The organism is Catenulispora subtropica, assembly GCF_039531675.1.
Lineage (GTDB): Bacteria > Actinomycetota > Actinomycetes > Streptomycetales > Catenulisporaceae > Catenulispora > Catenulispora subtropica.
Genome location: NZ_BAAAQM010000094.1, coordinates 1 through 22,951, shown reverse-complemented (window position 1 = coordinate 22,951; position 22,951 = coordinate 1). Strand labels below are relative to the sequence as shown.

Here is a 22,951-nt window from a genome sequence, read left to right as displayed (position 1 = left end):
CCGACCGCGCCGACCGCGCCGAACGCGACGGCGGCGCGGCGTGAGCGCCCCGGCCGCCCCGCTGCTGGAGCACCTGGAGCGGGCCCTGCCGACGATGCTCGCCGACCTCGAGGCGCTGGTCCGCTGCGAGTCGCCGACCGGCGACCGGGCCGCCACCAACCGGTGCGCCGACGTGTTGGCGGCGATCGGCGGACGACTGCTGGGGACGTTCCCGGAGCGGCTGGACCATGGCGGCGAGGTGCAGCTGCGCTGGCGCTTCGGGCGCGGCGACCGCGTCCTGCTGCTCGGCCACCTCGACACGGTCTGGCCGATCGGCACTCTCGAACGCCTCCCGTTCACGGTCGTCGACGGCCGGATCACCGGTCCCGGATGCTTCGACATGAAGGCCGGGCTGGTGCAGATGCTGCACGCACTCGCCGCCTTGGACGACACCGGGCTGGACGGCGTCACGGTCCTCGTCACCAGCGATGAGGAAGTCGGGTCCCCGGCGTCCCACGCGCTCATCCAGGACGAGGCCCGGCGCAGCCGGGCGGCGCTCGTCCTCGAGGCGAGCGCCGACGGCGCCCTCAAGACCGCGCGCAAGGGCGCCGGAAGCCATCGGCTCCACGTCCTCGGCCGGGCCGCGCACGCCGGCCTCGAACCCGAACGCGGGGCCAACGCCGCGGTGGAGCTCGCCCACCAGATCCTCGCGATCGTGCGGCTGGCGGATCCCGAGCGGGGGACGACGGTCACGCCCTCGGTCATCCGGGGCGGCGACACCGTGAACACGGTGCCGGGCTCGGCGGAGGTCGCCGTCGACGTGCGGGCCTTCAGCGTCGAGGAACAACGGCGGGTGGCCGCCGGCCTGGCGGCGCTCCGTCCCCGGCTGGACGGCACGTCGCTGCGGGTGGACAGCGGCCCCGAGAGCCCGCCGTTGCCGCCGTCGGCGTCCAGCGCCCTGTTCGCCCGCGCCGAGCAGGCGGCCGCCCGGCTCGGTCTGGCGCCGCTGCAGGGCGTGGCGGTGGGCGGCGGTTCGGACGGCAACCGGACGGCGGCCGTCGGCACGCCGACGCTCGACGGCCTCGGCGCGGTCGGCGGCGGCGCGCACGCGGACGATGAGCACGTCCTGGCCGACGCCATGCCGCGACGTGCCGCCCTGCTCGCCGAGCTCGTCGCCGATCTCCTCGAAGCCCGGCCGTCCCTGCGGTTGCTCGGAAGTTAGGGGTGGGACGCCGACCCCGGGGTCGGCGGACTCTGGTTGGCCGGCCGGGCGGAGGCGATCGTGGGGAGCGCAAACGAAACGCATCCCGAAAGGACGCCCTCATGCCGTTCGCCAATTTCAAGGTCCCCGAGAAGACTCTCGACGAGAAGCAGAAGGAACAGATCGTCACCGAGACCACCGAGCTGTACGTCCGCATCTACGGAGAACGCGCCCGCGCCACCACGATGGTCCTGGTCGAGGAGGTCGCCGACGGCGGCTGGGGCATCGGCGGCGATGTCCTGACCCTCGCCGAGCTGAACGGTTGACGGAGGTGCGCAGCCAGGGGACGCCGTCCCCTGGCTGCGCACCCGGTCTCCGGGAGAGACTCGGCGCCATGGATCTGCCCGAACTCGGAACCTTCCTGAAGTCGCGGCGGGACCGGATCACGCCGGCCGAGGCCGGTCTGCCGACCGGGACCCGCCGCCGCGTGCCGGGTCTGCGGCGGGACGAGGTGGCGCACCTGGCCGGCGCGTCGGTCGAGTACTACACCGAGCTCGAGCAGGGCCGGGGCGCCCAGCCCTCCGCCCAGATGCTCGGCGCGCTGGCCCGGGCCCTGCGCCTGGACGGCGACGAGCGCGACCACTTGTTCCTGCTGGCCGGACGTCCTGTCGCCACCGCCGCGCAGGGCACCGCCGCCTACGTGCCGCCGGCCATGCTGGCGCTGCTGGACCGGCTGGCGGCCACCCCGGCGCTCATCATCACCGACCTGCACGAGACCCTGGTCCAGAACCGGCTGGCCACCGCGCTGCTCGGCCCGGCGGTCACCGGCGACGGCCCGGCGGCGAGCTTCGTCCACCGCTGGTTCACCGACCCCGCGGCGCGCGCGATCTATCCGGTCGAGGACCATCCGCACCATTCCCGCGTGCTGGTGTCCGATCTGCGGGCGGCGATCGCCCGCCGGGACCGCGACCCGGTGGGACGGCGGATGGTGGCCCGGCTGCGCCGGGCGAGCCCGGAGTTCGCCCGGCTGTGGGACCGCGGCGACGTCGCCGTGCGGCGCGGCGAACGCAAGCGGATCGTCCACCCCGCCCTGGGCGTCGTGGAGATCACCTGCCAGAACCTGTTCAGCGAGGACGGCCGCCAGCGGCTCCAGTTCTACACCGCGCCGCCCGGCGGCCCGGCGGTCGAGCAGCTGCGGCTGCTGGAGGTGATCGGGACCCAGGACCTGGGCGGCGGGGTGGCCGACGCGGCGGTTTCTGTCAGCCCTCGACCCAGTCCCGCGTAAGCGCCTGCACCGCTGATCCGTCCCGGTCGGTCAGCTTTGTGCCGACGAAGTCACGGGCCCGGTCCGAGGTCTGGACGCGGAACGGCGGCTCGGCGGCGTCCAGGGTCGCGACGATCGCCGCGGCGGCGTCGGCGGAGGTCTGCGCGTCGCCGAAGGAGGCGACGGTGCGTTCGATGTAGGACTGCATCGCCGGGGCGTAGGGTCCGGCCGCGCCGAGCAGCGCGGGGATGTCGAGCTGCTGGCTGGCCACGAACTCGCTGGCCACCGCGCCGGGCTCGACCACGCTGACCCGCACCCCGACCGTGGCCGCGACCGGAGCCAGCGACTCCATGAAGCCCTCGACGGCGAACTTGGCGGCGCAGTACGCGTCGTTGAACGGCTGGCCCACGACCCCGCCGACGCTGGTCACGGTGACCAGGCGCCCGCCCACCGCCCGCAGGTGCGGCAGCGCGGCCCGGGTGACGGCCACGACGCCGAAGTAGTTGACCTCCATCGCGTCGCGGACGTCGGCGTCGGTGAGCAGCTCGGCGGTGCCGACCATCCCCGCCCCGGCGTTGTTGACCACGGCGTCCAGGCGGCCGTGCTCGGCGACGACGCGCTCGACCGCCGCGACCACGGACGCGGGGTCGGTGACGTCGAGCGCCGCCACCTGGATCCGGTCCGCGACGCCGGCCTCGGCGGCCGCCGCGAACAGCGCTCCCACCTTCCCGGGGTCGCGCAGGGTGGCCACGACGTGCCAGCCGGACGCGGCGGCGGCCACGGCGGCGGCCAGCCCGATCCCGCTGGAGGTCCCGGTGATCAGCACGGTCTTGGAATCAGTCATGGCAGCATCCTCATCGTCGGTGACATGCTCACGTGTGCAGACACACTCTATGGATGCGACTGCACACGGAGAGGCATGAGGCGTGACCGTCGGGCACTGAGGCCCGGGACGGACGGGCCGAAGGACCCTAACGGGGCACACCGGCTGCCCGCGACGGTAGTGCCATGCCAATCACCGAGCTCCCGGCGGGTGTCACCTGGTCCGGCGAGCACCCCGGGCGAGATCTCGGAGCAGCGACTCGTACCGGGGTTCCCATCCTGAGCCCCCTGAACCACCGCACGCCGGATCCGAGAGTAGGTTCGCTGTGAACACCCTGATGCTCGCGCGCTGGCAGTTCGGCATCACCACCGTCTATCACTTCTTCTTCGTGCCGCTGACCATCGGCCTGTCGGCGCTGATCGCGATCCTGCAGACGCGCTGGCTGCGCACCCGCGACGAGCGCCTGCTGCGGTCGGTGAAGTTCTTCGGGAAGCTGTTCCTGATCAACTTCGCGCTCGGCGTGGCCACCGGCATCGTGCAGGAGTTCCAGTTCGGCATGGACTGGAGCGCCTACTCGCGCTTCGTCGGCGACGTCTTCGGGGCGCCGCTGGCGATCGAGGGGCTGCTGGCCTTCTTCCTGGAGTCCACGTTCCTCGGGCTCTGGATCTTCGGGTGGGGCCGCCTGCCCGAGCGCGTCCACCTGGCGTGCATCTGGCTGGTGTCGATCGGGACCATGTTGTCGGCGTACTTCATCCTCGCGGCCAACGCCTGGATGCAGCACCCGGTCGGCTACCGCATCGACCCGGTCACCAATCGCGCCGTCCTGACCGACATCGTCGCGGTGCTGACGAACTCGACCGCCGTCATCGCGTTCTTCCACACCCTGACCGCCGCCCTCCTCTACGGGGGCATGCTCCTGGTCGGGGTGAGCGCCTGGCACCTGGCCCGCGGCAAGTTCACCGACGTGCTGCGCCCCGCGCTGCGGCTGGGCCTGGTCGCGTCGATCGTCGCGACGGCCGGGCTGCTGGTCACCGGCGACATCGACGGCAAGATCATGACGACGCAGCAGCCGATGAAGATGGCCGCCGCCGAGGCGCTCTACACCAGCTCCAAGCCCGCGTCGTTCTCGCTGTTCACGATCGGCTCGCTCGACGGGGGCAAGGAGGAGTTCAGCGTCCGCGTCCCCGGCGTGCTGTCGTTCCTGGCCACCGGTTCGTTCTCCGGCAAGGTCGACGGGATCGACGACGTGCAGGCGCTTGAAGCCAGCCGGTTCGGTCCGGGCAGCTACAAGCCGGTCATCCCGGTCACCTACTGGTCGTTCCGTCTGATGATCGGCACCGGGCTGCTGGCCGGACTCGTCGCCCTGGTCGGCCTGTGGTGGACCCGGCGCGGCAGACTTCCGCAGCGGCGCTGGTTCTGGCGGATCTGCACCTGGTCCATCGCGCTGCCGATCCTGGCCTCGTCGTTCGGCTGGATCTTCACCGAGATGGGCCGCCAGCCCTGGGCCGTCTACGGCGTGCTGACCACCCGCGAAGGCGTGTCGCTGGTCAGCCCGGGCGAAGTCCTGACCTCCCTCATCGTCCTGTCCGCGCTGTACGGGGTGCTGGCCGTGGTCGAGGTCGGCCTGATGCTCAAGTACGCCAAGGCCGGGCCGCCGGAGGTCGAGCCGCCCGCGAAGGCCGGCGACTCCGAACCCCGCCTCAGCTTCGCCTACTAGGAGGGCCCTGCGATGTCTCTGAATGATCTGTGGTTCGTCCTCATCGCGGTCCTGTGGTGCGGCTACTTCCTGCTGGAGGGTTTCGACTTCGGCGTCGGGATCCTGCTGCCGGTCCTGGGCCGCGACGACACCGAGCGCCGCGTCCTGATCAATACCGTCGGCCCGGTCTGGGACGGCAACGAGGTGTGGCTGCTGGTGGCCGGCGGCGCCACTTTCGCCGCCTTCCCGATGTGGTACGCGACCCTGTTCAGCGGCTTCTACCTGCCGCTGCTGATGATCCTGGTCGCCCTCATCATCCGGGCCGTGGCCTTCGAGTACCGGGGCAAGCGGCCGGACGCGGCGTGGCGCCGGCGCTGGGACTGGTGCATCACGGCCGGGAGCGCGGTGCCGGCCCTGCTGTGGGGCGTGGCGTTCGGGAACATCGTGCGCGGCGTCGCCATCGACGCCCACGAGCACTACACCGGCGGCTTCTTCGCCCTGCTCAACCCGTACGCCCTGCTCGGCGGACTGACGACGCTGACCGTGTTCACGCTGCACGGCGCGGTGTTCCTCGCCCTGAGGACGCTCGGCGACGTCCGGGAACGCGCCCGCCGCACCGCCGCCCGGCTCGCCCCGGTCGCGATCGTCGTCGCCGGCTGCTTCCTGCTCTGGACCGAGCTCCACCACGGCAAGGCCGCCGCCGCGGCCCTCGCGCTGGTCGCGGCCGCGGGTCTGGTCGGGACGCTCGTCGCGAACCTGCGCGGGCGGGAGGGCTGGGCGTTCCTCGGCACCGCGGTCGCGATCGTCGCGACCACCGTCACCCTGTTCACCACGCTCTACCCGAACGTCATGCCGTCCACGACCTCGGCGGCCTACGACCTCACCATCCACAACGCCTCGTCCTCGCACTACACGCTGCAGATCATGAGCGTGGTCGCGGTGGTCTTCACCCCGCTGGTGCTGCTGTATCAGGGCTGGACGTACTGGGTGTTCCGCAAGCGCATCGGCGTGTCCGACATCCCGGTGGACACCCCCAGCACGGTCGGCCACGCCGCATGAGGCCGGTCGATCCCCGCCTGTTCCGGCAGGCGGGGGCCGCGCGCCGCTACCTGGCACTGTGCGTCGCGGCCGGCGTCGCCGACGCGGTGTTGATCGTCGTGCAGGCCGGCGCGCTGGCCACCGTCGTGGCCGACGGGTTCCTGCACGGGCTCACGGTGTCCGCCGCGACGCCTCATTTGCTTGTGGCGGCCGCCGCCGTGGGCGGACGCAGCGCTCTGGCCTGGATCGGCGAGTCCGCCGCGGCCGGCACGTCGGCGGCGGTGAAGAGCACGCTGCGCCGGGCGCTCCTGGAGCACGAGGTCGCCGCGGGCGCCCGCCGGGCCGCGGCCCGGGACCGGCACGGCGAGGCGGCGCTCGCGGCGACGCGGGGCCTGGACGCGCTGGACGGCTACTTCGCCCGCTACCTGCCGCAGCTGGTCCTTGCCGCCGTCGTGCCGCTCGTCGTGGCGATGCGGATCCTGGCCGCCGACCGGTTGTCGGGGATCATCGTCGCCGTGACCGTACCGCTGGTCCCGGTGTTCATGATCCTGGTCGGACTGGCCAGCAAGAGCGCCATGGACCGGCAGTGGGGCGCGCTGCAGCGGCTCTCCGGCCACTTCCTGGAACTGCTCACCGGCCTGACCACGCTCAAGGCGTTCGGTCGCGGCCGCGCGCAGTCCGCCGTGGTCCGGCGCGCCGCCGACGCTCAGCGCCGCACGACGATGGCGACGCTGCGCTGGGCTTTCCTGTCGGCGCTGGTCCTGGAGCTGATCGCCACACTGTCGGTGGCGCTGGTCGCCGTCTCGGTGGGGCTGCGGCTGGTCGGCGGCGGTCTCGGCCTGCGCGAAGGGCTGCTCGCGCTCATCCTCGCGCCCGAGGTCTACCTGCCGCTGCGTCGCCTGGGCGCCAGGTATCACGACGCCGCCGAGGGGCTGAGCGCCGCCGACGTGATCCTGAGCCGGCTCGCCGAGCCGCTGCCGCCGGGCGGGGACGCGGTTCCGTCCGACCCCGCCGGCGCCGCCGCCCCGCCGCGCATCCGGCTCGAAGGCGTGACCGTGCGGCACCCGGACCGCGCCGAGCCCGCCGTCGACGATGTCACGATCGAGTTCGCACCGGGCCGGGTCACCGGCCTGACCGGACCCAGCGGCGCCGGCAAGTCCACGCTGCTGCACGTGGTCCTCGGCCTGACGGCGCCCGACGCCGGACGGATCACGGTGGACGGCCACGACCTGGCCGGCCTCGACCTCGACGCGTGGCGCTCGCGGATCGCCTGGGTCCCGCAGCGGCCGTTCATCGTCGCCGGAACGGTGGCCGACAACATCCGGCTCGGCCGCCCCGACGCCGACGACGCGGCGGTTCGGGCCGCCGCCGACGCGGCGCAGCTCGACGTTCCCCTGGACCGGCAGGCGGGGACCCGCGGCTCGGCCTTGTCCGGAGGCCAGATCCGGCGGCTCGCGATCGCCCGGGCGCTGCTCCGCGACGCGCAGGTGGTGCTGCTCGACGAACCCACGGAAGGACTGGACATGGTCACCGAGGAAGGACTCCTCGACACGCTCGCGCCCGCGCTGGCCGGACGGACGTGCGTGGTCGTCACGCACCGGGGTGCCGTGTCCGGGCTTTGCGACTCGGTGGTGCGGCTCGGCCGACCGGCCTCGACGCTCGCGGTGTCAGCGGCATGAGCACGCAGGAGAACATCGCGGCTCTCGCGCGGGGCTCCGGCCATGGCGGCGCTTCCGGACCTTCCGGCGCCTCCGGCTCTGCCGGCGGCGACGCCCAGCCGGATGCCGGCGGCCTCACACCCCGCAGCCCCACGACCGTCAACACGACCGTCAACACCCTCATCCGCGGCCACCGTCGCGAGCTGGCCGTCGCCCTCCTGCTCGGCGTCGTCGCCTCCGCCTGCGCGATCGGCCTGGCCGCCACCTCCGGCTGGCTGATCAGCAAGGCCGCGCTCCGGCCGCCGATCCTGAGCCTCGAAGTCGCCATCGCCGCGGTCCAGGCGTTCGGCCTCGGCCGCGCCGCCGCCCGCTACGCCGAGCGCCTGGCCTCCCACGACGCCGCCCTGCGGGTCCTCGCCGCCCTGCGGGTCCGCCTCTATCAGGGTCTCGAGCGCGTCGCGCCGGCGGGCCTGCCCGAGCGCGAGCGCGGCGATCTGCTGGCCCGGCTGGTCGCCGACGTCGACGCCCTCCAGGACCTCCTCCTCCGGATCCTGCTGCCGGCCGCGGTGGCGGTCACCGTCAGCGGCGCGAGTGTGGCGTTCATCGCCGCCGTGCTGCCCGCAGCCGGAGCGCTGCTCGCCTGCGGAGTGCTGATCGTCGCCGTCGCCGCGCCCGGGCTCAGCCATCTGATCGCGCGCCGGGCCGAGCGCCGTCTGCTGACCGACCGCGGCCGCCTCGCCTCCGCCGTCGTCGACCTCTACGAAGGCATGCCGGAACTCGTCGTCAACGGGGCCGCGCAGCGCCGCCTCACCGCGATCGCCGAGCTCGAGGACCGTCTGGTGCGGGCCGAGCGCCGCAGTGCCCGGGCGGTCGGTGCCGGTAGCGCCCTGACGGTGCTCGGGGGCGGCCTGACCGTGCTCGCCATGGCGCTTCTCGGTCTGGACGCCGTCCGCGCCGGCCGCCTGGACGGCGTGATGCTGGCCGTGCTGGTCCTGACCCCGCTGGCCTTGTTCGAAGCGCTGTCGCCGCTTCCGGAGGCCGCCCGCGCGGTGCCGCGGGTGCGGGCCGCGGCCCGGCGCGTCTTCGAGATCGTCGACGCCCCCGACCCGACCCCCGCGCCGAACACCCCGGTCGACGTCCACTGGGGCCCGGACTCGCGCCTGACCGTCCACGACGCCTCCTTCGCCTGGCCCGGCGCCGAACCGGTCGTGGAGCACGTCGACCTCACCCTGGGCGCCGGCCGGCGCCTGGCCCTGACCGGTCCCAGCGGCGCGGGCAAGTCCACCGTGATCAGCGGCCTGCTCCGGTTCCTCGACCCGGTGTCCGGCTCGGTCCGGATCGACGGCGTCGACCTCCGGCACCTCGACCCGGCGCGCCTGCGCTCGCTCATCGGCTGGTGCGGCCAGGACGCGCAGCTGTTCGACACGACGCTGCGCGAGAACCTCCTCGTCGGCGACCCGGCGGCGGACGACGCCAAGCTGTGGTCGGTGCTGCGCACCGTCCGCCTCGACGGCTGGGCCGCATCCCTGCCGCAGGGCCTCGACACCCCGGTCGGAGTACTCGGCGACGCCGTGTCCGGAGGAGAGCGTCAGCGCATCGCCCTGGCCCGCACGCTGCTCGCCGACACCCCGATCATCGTCCTGGACGAACCCACCGCCCACCTGGACGCGGCGACCGCCGACGAGGTGAGCGCCGACCTGCTCCGCGCCACCGCCGGCCGCACGGTCCTGTGGTCCACCCACCGGCCCGAGGTCCTCTGCGCCGTCGACGGCGCCGTTGAGCTGGCCACCCGCAGCACGTCCGCGCCGAGGGCCACGCCACGGTGACCGGCCTCGGCCCACCCGACGGCGCCGCCTTCATCGCGGCTCTGCGTCGCTGCCACGGGTGACCGCCTGCCACCGCCCTGCGACCGCGCCACACCCGACCGCGCCCACCTCCCCCATTTGAGCGCTCCGATGGCCTTCGGGCATTTCGTGCGCTCTCATTAGGAACGCGTAATTCGTCCATGTTCCGGAGGTGGGCAGTGACAGTACCGGCGGCTCGTATCGTGTTCGACGTCGAAGACCGGGCGGCCGTCGCCGCCGCGGTCGCCGAAAGCCTCGCCACCGGCGCCCTGACGCTGGGACCCCACACCGAGCGGTTCGAGACCGCCTTCGCCGCCGCGCACCGCGCCCAGCACGCGGTGGCCGTGGCCACCGGGACCGCGGCGCTGGAGATCGCGCTGCGGGTGGCCGGAGTCGCCAACCGCGACGTGGTGGTGCCGGCGAACACCTTCTACGCCACCGCCGCGGCCGTCGTGCACGCCGGCGGCCGGCCGGTGTTCGCCGACGTCGACGCCGCGACGTTCGCGCTCACCGCGGCCTCGGTCGAGGCCGCGCTCACCCCCTCGACCAAGGCCGTCGTGCTGGTCCACATCGGGGGCCTGATCACGCCCGAGGTGCACGCGATCAAGGCCCTGTGCGACCGGCGCGGCGTCGCCCTGATCGAGGACGCCGCCCACGCCCACGGATGCAGCCTGGACGGCCGGATGGCCGGCACGTTCGGCCTGGCCGGGGCCTTCTCGTTCTACCCGACCAAGGTCACGACCAGCGGCGAGGGCGGCATGATCCTCACCGCCTCGCCCGAGGTGCGCGAGGAGGCCCGGATCTACCGGGACCAGGGCAAGGGCGCGTTCACGGCCAACCACCACGTGCGCGACGGGGCCTCGTGGCGGATCAGCGAGCTGAACGCCGCCGCCGGCGCGGTCCACGTGCAGCGCCTGGGCGAGTTCGTCCAGCACCGCCGCGGAGTGGCCGCCCGCTACACCGACGCGCTCGCCTCCGTCGACGCCCTCACCCCGCTCACCGAACCGCCCGGCTGCGTCAGCAACTTCTACAAGTACATCGTGCTGCTGCCCGAGGGCGCGGACCGGGCGCGGTTCAAGTCCGAGGTCGCCGACCGGTTCGACGTGCGGCTGTCCGGCGAGGTCTACGACCTGCCGCTGCACCAGCAGCCGGTGCTGAAGAAGTACGCGAACGGCGCGCTCCCGGTCGCCGAGGACGTCTGCGCCCGCCACGTCTGCCTGCCGGTGCACTCCGACATGCGCGACGACGAGGTCGAGCAGGTCCTCACCGCGGTGACCACGGTGTCCCACGAGATGTTCGGCTGAGGAGGCCCACCATGCGCACCGTCGTCACCGGGGGCTGCGGGTTCATCGGCTCGCACGTCGTCGACAAGCTCGTCGACGCCGGCCACGAGGTCGTGGTCGTGGACTCCGCCGTCACCAGGCTCAACCCGGCCGCGGAGTACCGGCAGGCCGACATCCTCAAGCTGGACGAGCTGACCGCGGCCCTCGACGGCGGCGAGGCGGTGTTCCACCTGGCCGCCGCCGCCGACGTCGACCAGGTCACGGCCGACCCGGTGCGGGCGCTGCGGCTCAACGTCGAGGGCACCGGCAGCGCGCTGGAGGCCGCGCGGCGCGTCGGCATGAACCGGTTCGTCCTGGCCAGCACGGTCTGGGTGTACGGGGCCGCCCACGCCGGCGACGCCACCCCCGCGGCGGCCGACCTGACCGAGGACACCCCCTTCGACCTCCGGCGCAGCGGCCACCTCTACGTCGCCACCAAGCTCGCGGCGGAGATGGCCGTGCACAGCTACCGCGAGCTGTACGGACAGCACGCCACGATCCTGCGCTACGGCATCCCCTACGGCCCGCGCATGCGCGACGCCCTGGTCGTGGCCAAGTTCGTGCAGGCGGCGCTCAACGGCACCCCGATCACCATCGCCGGGGAGGGCAAGCAGACCCGGAACTACGTCTACGTCGAAGACCTCGCCGCGGCGCACGTGCTCGCGCTGTCGCCGGCGGCCGAGGACGAGACGTTCGCGCTGGAGGGCACCACCCCGATCTCGGTCCGCCAGATCGCCGACACCGTCGACGGCCTGCTCGGCCCCGTCACCGTGGAACACGTCCCGGCGCGCGCCGCCGACTACGCCGGCACCCGGATCTCCAACGCCAAGGCCAAGCGCCTGTTGGGCTGGGCGCCGGAGACCGGGTTCACCGAGGGCGTCCGGCGCTACGTCGAGTGGTACCGGGCCCAGGGGCGCTGAGCCGGTCCATGCCGCACGCGCTGCTGCTGTCGGGATCCCTGGGCCAGGGCCATGACGTCATGGCGGCGGCCTGTGCGGACTCGCTGAGCGACCGCGGCTGGACCACGTCCACGGTGGACGCCATGGCGCTGATGGGACGCCGCTCCGGCGCGGCGGGGGAGGCGGTGTTCCGGCGGCTGCTGGCGGTACCGGGCGTCTACGACGCCTTCCACTTCGCCGCCCTGCGGCCCGGGACCCGGCTGGCCGGGCTCACGGAGAAGGCGGCGGTCTCGCGGCTCGTGCCGCGCGTGCGCGGGCTGCTCCACGAGGAGCAGCCCGACCTCGTCGTGTCCGTGTTCGCCACCGCCGCCGGTGCGATCCACGGAGTCCACCGGGCCGGCGGTGCGATCCCGCCGCACATGGTGTTCTGCACCGACGTCACGCCGCACCGGCTGTGGGTCCACGACAGCACCGACCTGTTCCTGGTCACCTCCGAGGTGGCCGGTGCGGGTGTACGCCGCTTCCGGCCCGACGCCGGGATCGCCGTCGTCCCGGCCCCGCTGCGCCGTCCCTTCTACACGCCGCCGACCAGGCAGGAAGCCAGGGACGAGTTCGGGATCCCGGCGGACGCCCGCTGTGTGCTGCTGATGAGCGGCGCCTGGGGGCTGGGCCCGGTCGCCGAAGCCGCGGCGGCGCTCGGCGCGGCCGGGGTGCACGTGCTGGCCGTCGCCGGGCGCAACCGGGACCTGGAGACGCGGCTGCGGGGCGTCGAGATCCGTGAGCCGCGAGTCCGCGCCCTCGGCTACACCGACCGCGTCCCCTCACTCATGGCGGCCGCCGACCTCGTCGTCACCAGCTCCGGGGACACCTGCAGCGAAGCGCGCGCGATCGGCCGCCGGCTGCTGCTGCTGGACGTGGTGCCCGGCCATGGCCGCGACAACCTGCAGCACGAACTCGAACTCGGCGCCGCCGACGTCACCGGCGCCAAGCCCCGCGACGTGGTCCGTGCGGCGCTGGCCGCGCTGGAGCGGCCCGCTCCGGCGCCGTCGGCGGGGGCGGAGCGGGCGCCGTGGGAGGCCGGGTTCGCTGAGGCGCTGACCCGGGTGGGGCTGACCTGAGCGGGGTCGGGGCCCCGGGCCGATCCGGTGCCGGCCGGACCTGCTCGGCCGGTCAGAAATGCTCGGCCAGCGGGCCCACGTCCCACCCCGCCCGCCGGCAGTGCTCCACGATGCCCGGCAGTGCGCCCAGCGTGTTGCGCCACGCCTCGCTGCCACCGTCGGGCGAGGTGTCGTGCAACAGCACCGTGGTGCCGCCGTGCAGCGTGGAGACCACGGTCCGCTCCACGGCGGCGGGGGAGCGGTCCTCCCGCCAGTCCTTCCCCCACGCTCCCCACAGCACCGGACGCAGCTCGGCCCGCCGCGCCGCCCGCAACAGACCGGTGGTCAGGACTCCGAACGGGGGACGGAACCACACCGGGCGCACCCCGCAGACCTGTTCGATGGCGGCCCGGGCTTGTCGCAGCTCCCGGACATCCCGCTGCGGTCGCGGCACCCACTGCGGACGGTGCGCCCATCCGTGGACCGCCACCTCGTGGCCGCGCGCGGCGGTCTCGGCGGCCACCGCCCGGTGCCGCTCCACCCGGGAGCCGAGCACGAAGAACGTCGCGTGCACCTCGAGCTCGTCGAGCAGGTCCAGCAGGTGCGGCGTGCTGCGCGGGTCGGGGCCGTCGTCGAAGGTCAGGGCCACGTGGTCCGGCCGCCCGCGCCCGGCCAGCCCCGGCGTGAGGCGGTCGCGCACCGGCGGCAGCCAGCTCGCGGCGGGCCCGACGTGCGCGAGGCAGAGCCCGGCCACGCCGCCCGTCGCGACGGCCGCGGCTGCCACTGGACGCATGCCCGCTCCATTCCCACCACGGATGGATCAAGAAACGTGGCGAGAGTGCCCAGGTGCTGATTCCGTTGCGGGAGAGACGAAGGGAAGTCACTGATGCTGATGGCGAGACGGTCCGACACCCGGGCGGGGGGCGCGCCGCGTCCGGTCACGGGCGTCGACGAACCGGCCGTGCCGCCCGAACGGACCGTGCGGGAGAACTTCCCGGTGGCGCTGCGCATCCTGCCGGCCCGGCACCGCGCGGCGCTGGGCGCGATCTACCGTTACGCCCGCCTGGTCGACGACATCGGCGACGAGGCGCCGCCGGCCGACCGGACCCGGCTGCTGGACCTGGTGGACCGGGACATCGACCGGATCTACGCCGGCCGGGCCCCCGAGCTGCCGGCCCTGCGCGCCGTCGGGACCGTCGCCCTGGAGCACGACATCCCGCAGGATCCGCTGCGCAAGCTGGTCCGGGCCAACCGGCAGGACCAGGAGGCGGCCCGCTACGACACCTGGGACCAGCTGGTCGCCTACTGCGCCCTGTCCGCCGACCCGGTCGGCCACCTGGTGCTGCACGTCTTCGACGCCGCGACCCCCGAGCGGGTCGAGCTGTCCGACCGCGTCTGCACCGCGCTGCAGGTCATCGAGCACTGCCAGGACGTCGCCGAGGACTTCGCCGCCGGCCGGGTCTACCTGCCCGCCGAGGACCTGCGCGCCTTCGGCTGCACCGACGCCGACCTCGGCGCCGCCCGCACCACCCCGACCCGGTTGCGCGGCGCCGTGGCCCGGGTCGCCGACCGCGCCTGCGCCCTGCTCGACTCCGGCGCCCCGCTGGTCGGCCGGCTGGAGGGCTGGGCGCGGATCAGCGTCGCCGGCTACCTGGCCGGAGGCCGCGCCACCCTGGCCGCCCTGCGGGACGGCGCCTACGACGTCCACGCCGCCGCGTTGCGCCCGAGCCGCGCCCGGACGCTCGCCGAAGCACTGACGATCCTCGGAGGGAAGTGAGGCATGGACACCCAAGCCGCCTACGACCACTGCGAACAGGTGGTGCGCGCCCGGGCCCGCAACTTCGCGTACGGGATCCGCCTGCTGCCCACCCCGAAGCGCCAGGCGCTGTCCGCGGTCTACGCGTTCGCCCGGCGGATCGACGACGTCGGCGACGGCGACGGGCCCGCGGGCGAGCGGCTGGCGCAGCTCGGCGCCGCCCGCGCCGACCTGCACGGCCTGTCCGCGCGCCCCGAGGACCCCGTGCTGGTGGCGCTGGCCGACACCGCCCGCCGGTTCCCGGTCCCGCTGGGCGCCTTCGACGAGCTCATCGACGGCTGCGAGGCCGACGTCCGCGGCGTCGACTACGCCACCGCGGACCAGCTGACCCACTACTGCCGCTGCGTCGCCGGCTCCATCGGCCGGCTGTCGCTCGGCGTCTACGGTGTCGACCCGGCCCGCTTCGAGGAGGCGTCCGGCTACGCCGACTCCCTGGGGGTGGCGCTCCAGCTCACGAACATCCTGCGGGACATCCGCGAGGACGGCCTCATGGGCCGCGTCTACCTGCCGGCCGACGCGCTGATCCGGTTCGGCTGCACGCTCAAGCTGGACGAGCACGGCCGCTTCGTCGACGAACCCGCGGACCTGGCCGAGCTGCTCCGGGACCAGGCGGCGCGGGCCCGGACCTGGTACGACGCCGGGCTGCGCCTGCTGCCGCTGCTGGACCGGCGCAGCGCGGCCTGCACCGCGGCGATGGCCGGCATCTACCGCCGGCTGCTGGACCGCATCGCCGAGCAGCCGATCAGCGCCCTGAACGCCCGCATGTCGCTGCCGGGCCGGCAGAAGGCCGCGGTCGCGGTCCGCGCGCTGGCGGGGATGCGGCCGTGAGCGTCGCGGTGGTCGGCGGAGGCCTGGCCGGCATCGCGGCCGCGGTCGCGCTCCAGGAGGCCGGGATCGACGTGGAGCTCTACGAGGCGCGGCCGCGCCTCGGCGGCGCCACGCACTCCTTCCAGCGGGCCGTCGACGGGCTGCCCGGCACGTCCAGCCTGACCGTCGACAACGGCCAGCACGTGATGCTCCGGGCCTTCACCGCCTACCGCGGCCTGCTGGAGCGCCTCGGCACCGCGGGCGGCGTCGACCTGCAGGACCGCTTCGATCTGCGGATCCTGACCCCCGACGACCGCCCCGAAGCGCGGCTCCGCCGCACTGTGTTCACCCGCGCCCTCCCGCGCTCCATCGCTCTCCCCGGGCCGCTGCACCTGCTGCCGGCCCTGGCCCGGTACTCCCTGCTGACCCCGGCCGAGCGGCTGCGGGCGGCCGCGGCGTCGCTGGCGATGGGCCGGGTGGATCCGGACGATCCGCTCGCCGACACCCGCAGCCTCGGCGACTGGCTGGACCGGCACGGGCAGGACGACCGGAGTCGCCGCTACCTGTGGGAGCTGTTCGTCACCGCGGCGCTGAACTGCCGGGTCGAGGAGGCCTCGCTCGGCCTGTCCGCGATGGTGATCAAGACCGCGCTGCTCGGCCGGTCCGACGCCGCGGACATCGGCGTCCCGCGGCTGCCGCTCGGCGAGCTGCACGGCCGGGCGGCCGAGAAGCATCTCCGGCGGGTCCACCTGAAGACCAAGGTCGAGGCGGTCGTGTCCGGGACGCGGCTGGTCGTCGACGGGTTCCCGGTCGACGCCGACGCCGTGATCGTCGCCGTCCCGCATCCGGCGGCCGCCGGACTGGTGCCGCGGGCGGCGTGCCCGGACCGCGGGCGCTGGGGCGGCCTGGCGGCCTCGCCGATCGTCGACGTGCACGTGGTCTACGACCGGCCGGTGCTGGACGGGCCGTTCGCCGCGGTCGTCGACTCGCCGGTGCAGTGGGTCTTCGACCGCACCGCCGCCGCCGGCCTGGCCGGCAGCGGCGTCCAGTACGTCAGCAGCGTGGTGTCGGCGGCCGGGGAGTGGATCGACACGCCGGTCGCGCGGATCCGGGACGCGTTCCTGCCGGCGCTGGCCGAGGTGCTGCCCGCCGCGCGCCGCGCCGGGGCCGCCGAGTTCTTCGTCACCCGCGAACGGCACGCGACGTTCCGCCAGGGGCCGGGCAGCGCCGCGCTGCGGCCCGCGGCGGCGACGCGGCTGCCAGGGCTTTTCCTCGCCGGCGCGTGGACCGCCACGGGCTGGCCCGACACCATGGAGGGCGCGGTGCGCAGCGGTCTGACGGCCGCCCGCCTGTGCCGTCGGCATCTGCAGGGAGGTCACGACCGATGACAGTCGTCCCGCACGCGGTCACCGAAGGCCGCGAGATGGTCGAGGCGGCCATGCGCGCCGCCGTCGAGCGGCTGGACCCGCGGATGCGCCGGGTCGCCGCGTATCACTTCGGGTGGGTCGAGGCCGACGGCTCGGCGCCCGCCGGGCCGACCGGCGGCAAGGCCCTGCGGCCGGCCATGGCGCTGCTGTCCGGCCGGGCGGCCGGCGTCGACCCGGCCCGGGTCGTGCCGGCCGCGGTGGCGGTCGAGTTCGTCCACGCGTTCTCCCTGCTCCACGACGACGTCATGGACGACGACCGGATGCGGCGGCACCGGCCGGCGGCGTGGACCGTGTTCGGCGTCCCGGCCGCGATCCTGGCCGGCGACGCGCTGCTGGCGCTGGCCGAGGAGGTGCTGCTGGACCGCGGCACCGCCGGGGCGCACCGGGCGGCGCGGTGCATAGCCTCCACCACCCGCAAGCTGATCGCCGGGCAGGCGCTCGACCTGGGGTTCGAGTCCCGCTCGGACGTCTCGCTCGACGAGTGCACGGTGATGTCGATGGACAAGACCGCGGCGCTGTTCGCCTGTTCCTGCGCGATCGGCGCGGTGCTGGCCGAGGCGCCGAACAAGCTGGCGCTGGCGCTGTCCGGGTTCGGCGAGGACCTGGGCCTGGCCTTCCAGCTCGTCGACGACCTGCTCGGCATCTGGGGCCGCCCCGAGGTGACCGGCAAGCCGGTGCTGAACGACCTGCGCTCGCGCAAGAAGTCGCTGCCGGTGACCGCCGCGCTCGGCGCCGGCACCCCGGCCTCGGCCCGCCTGGCCGGGCTCTACGCCCAGACCGAGCCGCTGAGCGAGGACCAGCTGGTGGAGGCGGCCGCGCTGATCGAGGAGGCGGGCGGCCGGGCCTGGGCCGAGCGGGCCGCCGACGTGCGCGTGGACTCCGCCGCGGCCCGCCTGGACGCCGCCGGCGTCCCGGCCGACGTGCGCGCCGAGTTCCTGGCCATCGCCCACTTCGTCACCACCCGCGATTACTGAGACCGCTGAGAAGGACGGGACCGTCATGTCGGACGTCGCCGATTCGGCCGAGGCCGCCGCGACCCTGAAGGCCGCCGCCGACCATCTGCTCGGCCTGCAGGACGGGGCGGGCTGGTGGAAGGGCGAGCTCGAGACCAATGTCACGATGGACGCCGAGGACCTGCTGCTGCGCCAGTTCCTCGGGATCCGCCGCGAGGACGAGACGGCCGAGGCCGCCGCCTGGATCCGCTCGCAGCAGCGGCCGGATGGCACCTGGGCGAACTTCTTCGACGGCCCGGCCGACCTGTCCACGACCATCGAGGCCTACGCCGCCCTGCGGATGGCCGGCGACGCGCGGGACGCCGAGCACATGCGCGCCGCCCGCGCCTTCATCCTGGAGTCCGGCGGCATCGAGGCGAGCCGGGTCTTCACCCGGATCTGGCTGGCGCTGTTCGGCGAGTGGGACTGGGCGGACCTGCCGGTGATGCCGCCGGAGCTGATCTACCTGCCGAAGTGGTTCCCGCTCAACGTCTACGACTGGGCCTGCTGGGCCCGGCAGACCGTGGTCCCGTTGACCGTCGTCAACGCCCTGCGCCCGAACCGGCCGCTCGGCTTCGACCTGAAGGAGCTGCGTACGGGGCGCCGAGTGCCGGCCGCACGCGGCTTCTTCACCGCGCTCGACCGTGTGCTGCACGTCTACGAACGCCGCCCGCTGCGCTCGCTGCGCGACGCGGCCCTGCGCCGCTCCGCCGACTGGATCATCGCGCGGCAGGAGGCGGACGGGTCCTGGGGCGGGATCCAGCCGCCGTGGGTGTACTCGCTGATCGCCCTCAACCTGCTCGGCTACGACGTCGACCACCCGGTGATGAAGAAGGGCGTCGAGGGGCTGGACGGGTTCATCATCCGCGACGAGCGGGGACGCCGCCTCGAAGCCTGTCAGTCCCCGGTCTGGGACACCGTCCTGGCGATGACCGCCCTGCGCGACGCGGACCTGCCCGCCGACCACCCGGCGCTCACCCGGGCCGCCGACTGGGTGCTCCGCGAGGAGATCACCAACCCCGGCGACTGGTCCGTGCGCCGACCGCGCGTGGCCCCCGGTGGCTGGGCGTTCGAGTTCGCCAACGACGGCTACCCCGACACCGACGACACCGCCGAGGTGCTGCTCGCCCTGAACCGCGTCGACCACCCCGGCGTCCCCGCCGCCGTCGCCCGCGGCGTCCGCTGGCTGGAGGGGATGGCCTGTCAAGACGGCGGCTACGGCGCCTTCGACGCCGACAACACCCGCACGCTGGCACTCAAGCTCCCGTTCTGCGACTTCGGCGCGGTGATCGACCCGCCGACCGCCGACGTCACCGCCCACGTGCTGGAGGCGTTCGCGGCCCTCGGCCTCGCCGGCTCCCGGGCCTCGCGCCGGGCCCTGGACTGGCTGGTCAAGGAGCAGGAGGAGGACGGCTCCTGGTTCGGACGCTGGGGCGCCAACCACGTCTACGGAACCGGCGCCGTGGTCCCCGCCCTCATCGCGGCCGGGGTCGACCGGGAGGAGGAGATGATCCGGCGGGCCGTGCGCTGGCTGGAGGAGCACCAGAACGACGACGGCGGCTGGGGCGAGGACCTGCGCTCCTACCGCGACCCGCGCTGGATCGGCCGCGGCGTGTCGACCGCGTCGCAGACCGCGTGGGCTCTGCTCGCCCTGCTCGCGGCGGGGGAGGAGCGGAGCGCGGCGGTCGAGCACGGCGTCCGGTTCCTGGTCCGCACCCAGCGTCCGGACGGGACCTGGGACGAGGACCACTTCACCGGCACGGGCTTCCCCGGCGACTTCTACCTCAACTACCACCTCTATCGGCTGGTCTTCCCGATCAGCGCCCTGGGGCGCTACGTGCGGGCGGTGCAGGCGCCATGACCGACTTGCTGGTGTGCGCGGCCCTCGGCATCGAGGAGCGGGCTCTGAAGACCGACGGCCTCCGGGTGGAGCGCGTCGGCATGGGCACGCAGCGGGCCAAGGAGTACGCGCGGAACATGCCGGACTACGAGGTGCTGGCCGTCGCGGGCTTCGGCGGCGCCGCCGACGACGCCCTGCGTGCCGGCGACGTGGTGGTCGCCGACGAGGTGCGGCGCGGCGAACTGGTCGTCGAGTGCCCGTGGGCCGACTCCATCGCGGCGTCCCTGCAACGCCACCTGATCCTGGAACACGAGGCCGCCGACGGTCCCCACGTCCCGAGCCGCACCGACCCGCTGGTGGTCACCGGCCCGATCGCGACCGTGGACCACATGGCGTCCCCCGAAATCCTGACCCGCCTGGCGGGGGAGGGCGTGACCACGGTCGACATGGAGTCGTTCCCTCTCGTCGCGACTTCCCGCGGCCGGCCCTTCGCCGTGGTCCGGGTGGTCGTCGACAGCCCGGAGCACCCCCTGCTGCGCCCGGCGACGCTGCGCGCCGGGCTGACCGCGCGCAGACGGCTCCGCTCGATCGGGGCGGTGCTCCGTGACTGGGCGGCGGCGCTGGAACCCGTCTGACACAGCTGAACACAGGCCTGAAGGCACATCTGAACACACATCTGAACACCGTCTGAACAGATACCGAGGGGGGCCTCGAGAAGGAGGAGGCGCAAGTCATGGGAATGCCGGTCCGCCAGAGCATCCGCATCGGAAGCTACGTCCTGGCCAACAAGCTGCGCCGTCGAGAGAAGTTCCCCCTCCTGGTGGAGCTGGAGCCCCTGTTCGCCTGCAACCTGTCCTGCGCGGGCTGCGGCAAGATCCAGCAACCGGCGGACCTCCTCAAGAAGCGCATGCCGGTCGAACAGGCCCTGGCCGCCATGCGCGAATGCGGCGCCCCGATGGTCTCCATCGCCGGCGGCGAACCGCTCATGCACCCCCAGATCGGCGAACTGGTCGACGAACTGGTGAAGATGAAGCGCTACGTCTTCCTCTGCACGAACGCGCTCCTCATCCCCAAGAAGCTGGACCGCTTCAAGCCCTCCCGCTACTTCACCTGGGTGATCCACCTCGACGGCCTCCGCGAACGCCACGACGAGTCGGTGTGCAAGGAAGGCGTCTTCGACGAGGCCGTCGAGGCGGTGCGCGAGCTGCGCCGGCGCGGCTTCCGCGTGACGACGAACACGACGTTCTTCGACACGGACTCGCCGCAGGACGTGATCGACGTCCTCGACTACCTGAACGACGACCTCCAGGTCGACCAGATGATGATCTCCCCCGGCTACGCCTACGAGAAGGCGCCGGACCAGGAGCACTTCCTCGCGGTCCGCCAGACGCGGGAGCTTTTCCGCAAGGCGTTCGCGGACGGGAACCGGAAGCGGTGGCGGCTGAACCACAGCCCTCTGTTCCTGGACTTCTTGGAGGGGAAGACGGACTTCCCTTGCACCGCGTGGGCGATTCCGAGTTACTCGCTGCTCGGCTGGCAGCGGCCGTGTTACTTGATGGCCGATGGCTATGCGGCGACGTATCGCGAACTCATCGAGGAGACGGACTGGTCGAGCTACGGTCGGGGCAACGATGTGCGGTGCGCGAACTGTATGGCGCATTGTGGGTATGAGCCGACGGCGGTGTTCGCGACGTTGGGGTCGTTGAAGGAGTCGATCAGGGCTTTGCGGGAGAGCTGAGGGGGAGGTCGGTGGCGGTTGGGCTGCGGCCGCCACCCACGGCCGGTCTCAGCCCCATGCCGACCCGTCCCCTGCCGAACCGGCCCATCCGCTACCCGAACCGACCCGCCAACCACCGATACACCCCCGGCGCCACTGCCCGCGTAACCACCGGCACCCGCAACCACCGCGGCACATACGCCTCCGCGGCCCCGCCCTCGACACACCGCACCACCGCATCCGCGACCCTCCCCGCTGGAACCGGCCGCGGCCACCGCCGCGTGTACGGCTCCCCGCGCCGCTCGAAGAACGGCGTCGCGACGACCCCGGGCACCACGACCGACACGGCGACACCGGTGCCGCGCAGCTCGCCGCGGATGCTCTCCGCGAAACAGTCGAGTCCTGCTTTGGCGCCCGCGTAGACCGCCTCGCCGCCGACCCCCAGCCGGCCGGCGATGGAGCCCACGAACACCACGCGGCCGAATCCGCGTTCGCGCATGCCCGGGACGAGGGCGCGTGTCAGCGCGATCGGCGCGGCCAGGTCCACGGCCAGCAACTGCCCGACGGTCTCCGTCGGCATGGCGTCGAACGCACCCATCCAGCCGACGCCGGCGTTGTTCACCAGGATGTCGACGCGTCCCCCGCCGACCTCCAGCGCCCGCTCGGCCAGTCGCTCGACCTCGCGGGCCCGCGACAGGTCGGCGCACACCGGCACGCCTGCGACCTTCGTCGCGACCTCCGCCAGTGTGCGCTCGTCCCGGCCCTGCACCACGACCCGGTAGCCTCGCCGGGCCAGCGCGGCGGCGGTCGCCGCTCCGATTCCCGAGGACGCGCCGGTCACCAGTGCCACGCGTCCCTTCGCCGGGGCCGGACCGCCGGCTGCCACCCTCACCCGCCCGGTCTCAGCCGTCGCGCGCCCGCCGTCGACCTCCGCGCCTCCGCTCACGCGCCCTCCGTCAGCGCCAAAGCCTCCTCCACCAGCGCCTCGACGATCTGCGCCTCGGGCACCGTCCGTACCACCTCGCCGCGCACGAAGATCTGTCCCTTCCCGTTCCCCGAGGACACGCCGAGGTCGGCCTCGCGGGCCTCGCCGGGACCGTTGACCACGCAGCCCATCACCGCCACCCGCAGCGGATGCGGGAACCCGTCGAACGCCGCCTGCACCCGCTCGGCCAGCTTGTAGACATCCACCTGCGCGCGCCCGCACGACGGGCACGACACGATCTCCAGATAACGTCCGCGCAGGCCCAGCGACTCCAGTATGCCGATCCCGACCTTGACTTCCTCGACAGGCGGCGCCGACAGCGAGACCCGGATCGTGTCGCCGATCCCCTCCGCCAGGAGGATCCCGAACGCGACCGCCGACTTCACCGTCCCCTGCATCAGCGGGCCCGCCTCGGTGACGCCGAGATGCAGTGGATAGTCACACTGTTCCGACAGCAGCCGGTAGGCCGCCACCATCACCAGGGGGTCGTGGTGCTTGACCGAGATCTTGATGTCGCGGAAGTCGTGCTCCTCGAACAACGAGCAC

The 22,951-nt window shown here is 73.7% G+C and carries 21 protein-coding genes; 17 read left to right on the top strand and 4 right to left on the bottom strand.

Annotated features, from left to right (window positions below):
• The first annotated feature begins 94 nt into the window (after positions 1-94).
• The 3 genes from ABD466_RS42920 (at position 95) to ABD466_RS42910 (ending at position 2,465) form a co-directional block, all read left to right on the top strand.
• Entirely contained in the window at positions 95-1,201 is a 1,107-nt protein-coding gene (locus ABD466_RS42920; RefSeq protein ID WP_344663077.1) for a M20 family metallopeptidase, read from the top strand.
• A 101-nt stretch (positions 1,202-1,302) separates the two neighbouring features.
• Positions 1,303-1,506 (top strand): tautomerase family protein, encoded by a 204-nt coding sequence (locus tag ABD466_RS42915; protein ID WP_344663076.1) that lies wholly within the window; start codon positions 1,303-1,305, stop codon positions 1,504-1,506.
• Positions 1,507-1,574: 68 nt separating this feature from the next.
• A complete protein-coding gene (locus ABD466_RS42910) occupies positions 1,575-2,465 on the top strand; it encodes a helix-turn-helix transcriptional regulator (RefSeq protein ID WP_344663075.1) in 891 nt (296 codons plus the stop codon).
• Here the strand turns inward: ABD466_RS42910 and ABD466_RS42905 are convergent.
• Positions 2,440-3,288 carry an SDR family NAD(P)-dependent oxidoreductase gene (locus ABD466_RS42905; protein ID WP_344663074.1) on the bottom strand — a complete coding sequence of 283 codons (849 nt, stop codon included), beginning with the start codon at positions 3,286-3,288 and terminating at the stop codon, positions 2,440-2,442. The two genes, ABD466_RS42910 and ABD466_RS42905, sit on opposite strands and share 26 nt — an antisense overlap.
• A gap of 304 nt (positions 3,289-3,592) precedes the next feature.
• Here ABD466_RS42905 and ABD466_RS42900 point away from each other — a divergent pair, with 304 nt between their 5' ends.
• The 7 genes from ABD466_RS42900 (at position 3,593) to ABD466_RS42870 (ending at position 12,842) form a co-directional block, all read left to right on the top strand.
• A complete protein-coding gene (locus ABD466_RS42900; RefSeq protein ID WP_344663073.1) occupies positions 3,593-4,984 on the top strand; it encodes a cytochrome ubiquinol oxidase subunit I in 1,392 nt (463 codons plus the stop codon).
• Positions 4,985-4,996: 12 nt separating this feature from the next.
• On the top strand, positions 4,997-6,022 hold the full coding sequence (gene cydB, locus ABD466_RS42895) for a cytochrome d ubiquinol oxidase subunit II (RefSeq protein WP_344663072.1): 1,026 nt from the start codon (positions 4,997-4,999) through the stop codon (positions 6,020-6,022).
• A complete protein-coding gene (gene cydD, locus ABD466_RS42890) occupies positions 6,019-7,680 on the top strand; it encodes a thiol reductant ABC exporter subunit CydD (RefSeq protein WP_344663071.1) in 1,662 nt (553 codons plus the stop codon). Before cydB ends, cydD begins: the two co-directional genes overlap by 4 nt.
• Positions 7,677-9,485, top strand: a complete 1,809-nt coding sequence (cydC, locus tag ABD466_RS42885) for a thiol reductant ABC exporter subunit CydC (RefSeq protein ID WP_344663070.1) — start codon at positions 7,677-7,679, stop codon at positions 9,483-9,485. The genes cydD and cydC overlap by 4 nt, the downstream gene beginning before the upstream one ends.
• Before the next feature lie 197 nt (positions 9,486-9,682).
• On the top strand, positions 9,683-10,807 hold the full coding sequence (locus tag ABD466_RS42880; RefSeq protein WP_344663069.1) for a DegT/DnrJ/EryC1/StrS family aminotransferase: 1,125 nt from the start codon (positions 9,683-9,685) through the stop codon (positions 10,805-10,807).
• A gap of 11 nt (positions 10,808-10,818) precedes the next feature.
• The gene (locus tag ABD466_RS42875) at positions 10,819-11,745 is read left to right on the top strand and encodes an NAD-dependent epimerase/dehydratase family protein (RefSeq protein ID WP_344663068.1); all 927 of its coding nucleotides are present in this window, start codon (positions 10,819-10,821) and stop codon (positions 11,743-11,745) included.
• An 8-nt stretch (positions 11,746-11,753) separates the two neighbouring features.
• Positions 11,754-12,842 (top strand): MGDG synthase family glycosyltransferase, encoded by a 1,089-nt coding sequence (locus ABD466_RS42870; protein ID WP_344663067.1) that lies wholly within the window; start codon positions 11,754-11,756, stop codon positions 12,840-12,842.
• A gap of 52 nt (positions 12,843-12,894) precedes the next feature.
• Here the strand turns inward: ABD466_RS42870 and ABD466_RS42865 are convergent, their stop codons facing one another.
• Positions 12,895-13,614 (bottom strand): polysaccharide deacetylase family protein, encoded by a 720-nt coding sequence (locus ABD466_RS42865; RefSeq protein ID WP_344663066.1) that lies wholly within the window; start codon positions 13,612-13,614, stop codon positions 12,895-12,897.
• Positions 13,615-13,707: 93 nt separating this feature from the next.
• Here ABD466_RS42865 and hpnC point away from each other — a divergent pair, with 93 nt between their 5' ends.
• The 7 genes from hpnC (at position 13,708) to hpnH (ending at position 21,441) form a co-directional block, all read left to right on the top strand.
• On the top strand, positions 13,708-14,598 hold the full coding sequence (gene hpnC / locus ABD466_RS42860) for a squalene synthase HpnC (protein WP_344663065.1): 891 nt from the start codon (positions 13,708-13,710) through the stop codon (positions 14,596-14,598).
• Between the two features lie 3 nt (positions 14,599-14,601).
• Positions 14,602-15,465 (top strand): presqualene diphosphate synthase HpnD, encoded by an 864-nt coding sequence (gene hpnD, locus ABD466_RS42855; protein WP_344663064.1) that lies wholly within the window; start codon positions 14,602-14,604, stop codon positions 15,463-15,465.
• Positions 15,462-16,832: a hydroxysqualene dehydroxylase HpnE gene (gene hpnE, locus ABD466_RS42850; RefSeq protein ID WP_344663063.1), complete on the top strand. Its 1,371-nt coding sequence runs from the start codon at positions 15,462-15,464 to the stop codon at positions 16,830-16,832. Before hpnD ends, hpnE begins: the two co-directional genes overlap by 4 nt.
• The gene (locus ABD466_RS42845) at positions 16,829-17,845 is read left to right on the top strand and encodes a polyprenyl synthetase family protein (RefSeq protein ID WP_344663062.1); all 1,017 of its coding nucleotides are present in this window, start codon (positions 16,829-16,831) and stop codon (positions 17,843-17,845) included. The genes hpnE and ABD466_RS42845 overlap by 4 nt, the downstream gene beginning before the upstream one ends.
• A gap of 25 nt (positions 17,846-17,870) precedes the next feature.
• The gene (gene shc / locus ABD466_RS42840) at positions 17,871-19,724 is read left to right on the top strand and encodes a squalene--hopene cyclase (RefSeq protein ID WP_344663061.1); all 1,854 of its coding nucleotides are present in this window, start codon (positions 17,871-17,873) and stop codon (positions 19,722-19,724) included.
• Entirely contained in the window at positions 19,721-20,338 is a 618-nt protein-coding gene (locus tag ABD466_RS42835) for a phosphorylase family protein (RefSeq protein WP_344663060.1), read from the top strand. The genes shc and ABD466_RS42835 overlap by 4 nt, the downstream gene beginning before the upstream one ends.
• A 98-nt stretch (positions 20,339-20,436) precedes the next feature.
• On the top strand, positions 20,437-21,441 hold the full coding sequence (hpnH, locus tag ABD466_RS42830) for an adenosyl-hopene transferase HpnH (RefSeq protein WP_344663059.1): 1,005 nt from the start codon (positions 20,437-20,439) through the stop codon (positions 21,439-21,441).
• A 91-nt stretch (positions 21,442-21,532) separates the two neighbouring features.
• Here the strand turns inward: hpnH and ABD466_RS42825 are convergent, their stop codons facing one another.
• Both ABD466_RS42825 and ABD466_RS42820 read right to left on the bottom strand, forming a co-directional pair.
• Entirely contained in the window at positions 21,533-22,366 is an 834-nt protein-coding gene (locus tag ABD466_RS42825) for an SDR family NAD(P)-dependent oxidoreductase (protein ID WP_344663058.1), read from the bottom strand.
• Positions 22,363-22,951: flavodoxin-dependent (E)-4-hydroxy-3-methylbut-2-enyl-diphosphate synthase (locus ABD466_RS42820; RefSeq protein ID WP_344663057.1), on the bottom strand; the 589-nt coding region annotated here is incomplete at its 5' end. The genes ABD466_RS42825 and ABD466_RS42820, both read right to left, overlap by 4 nt.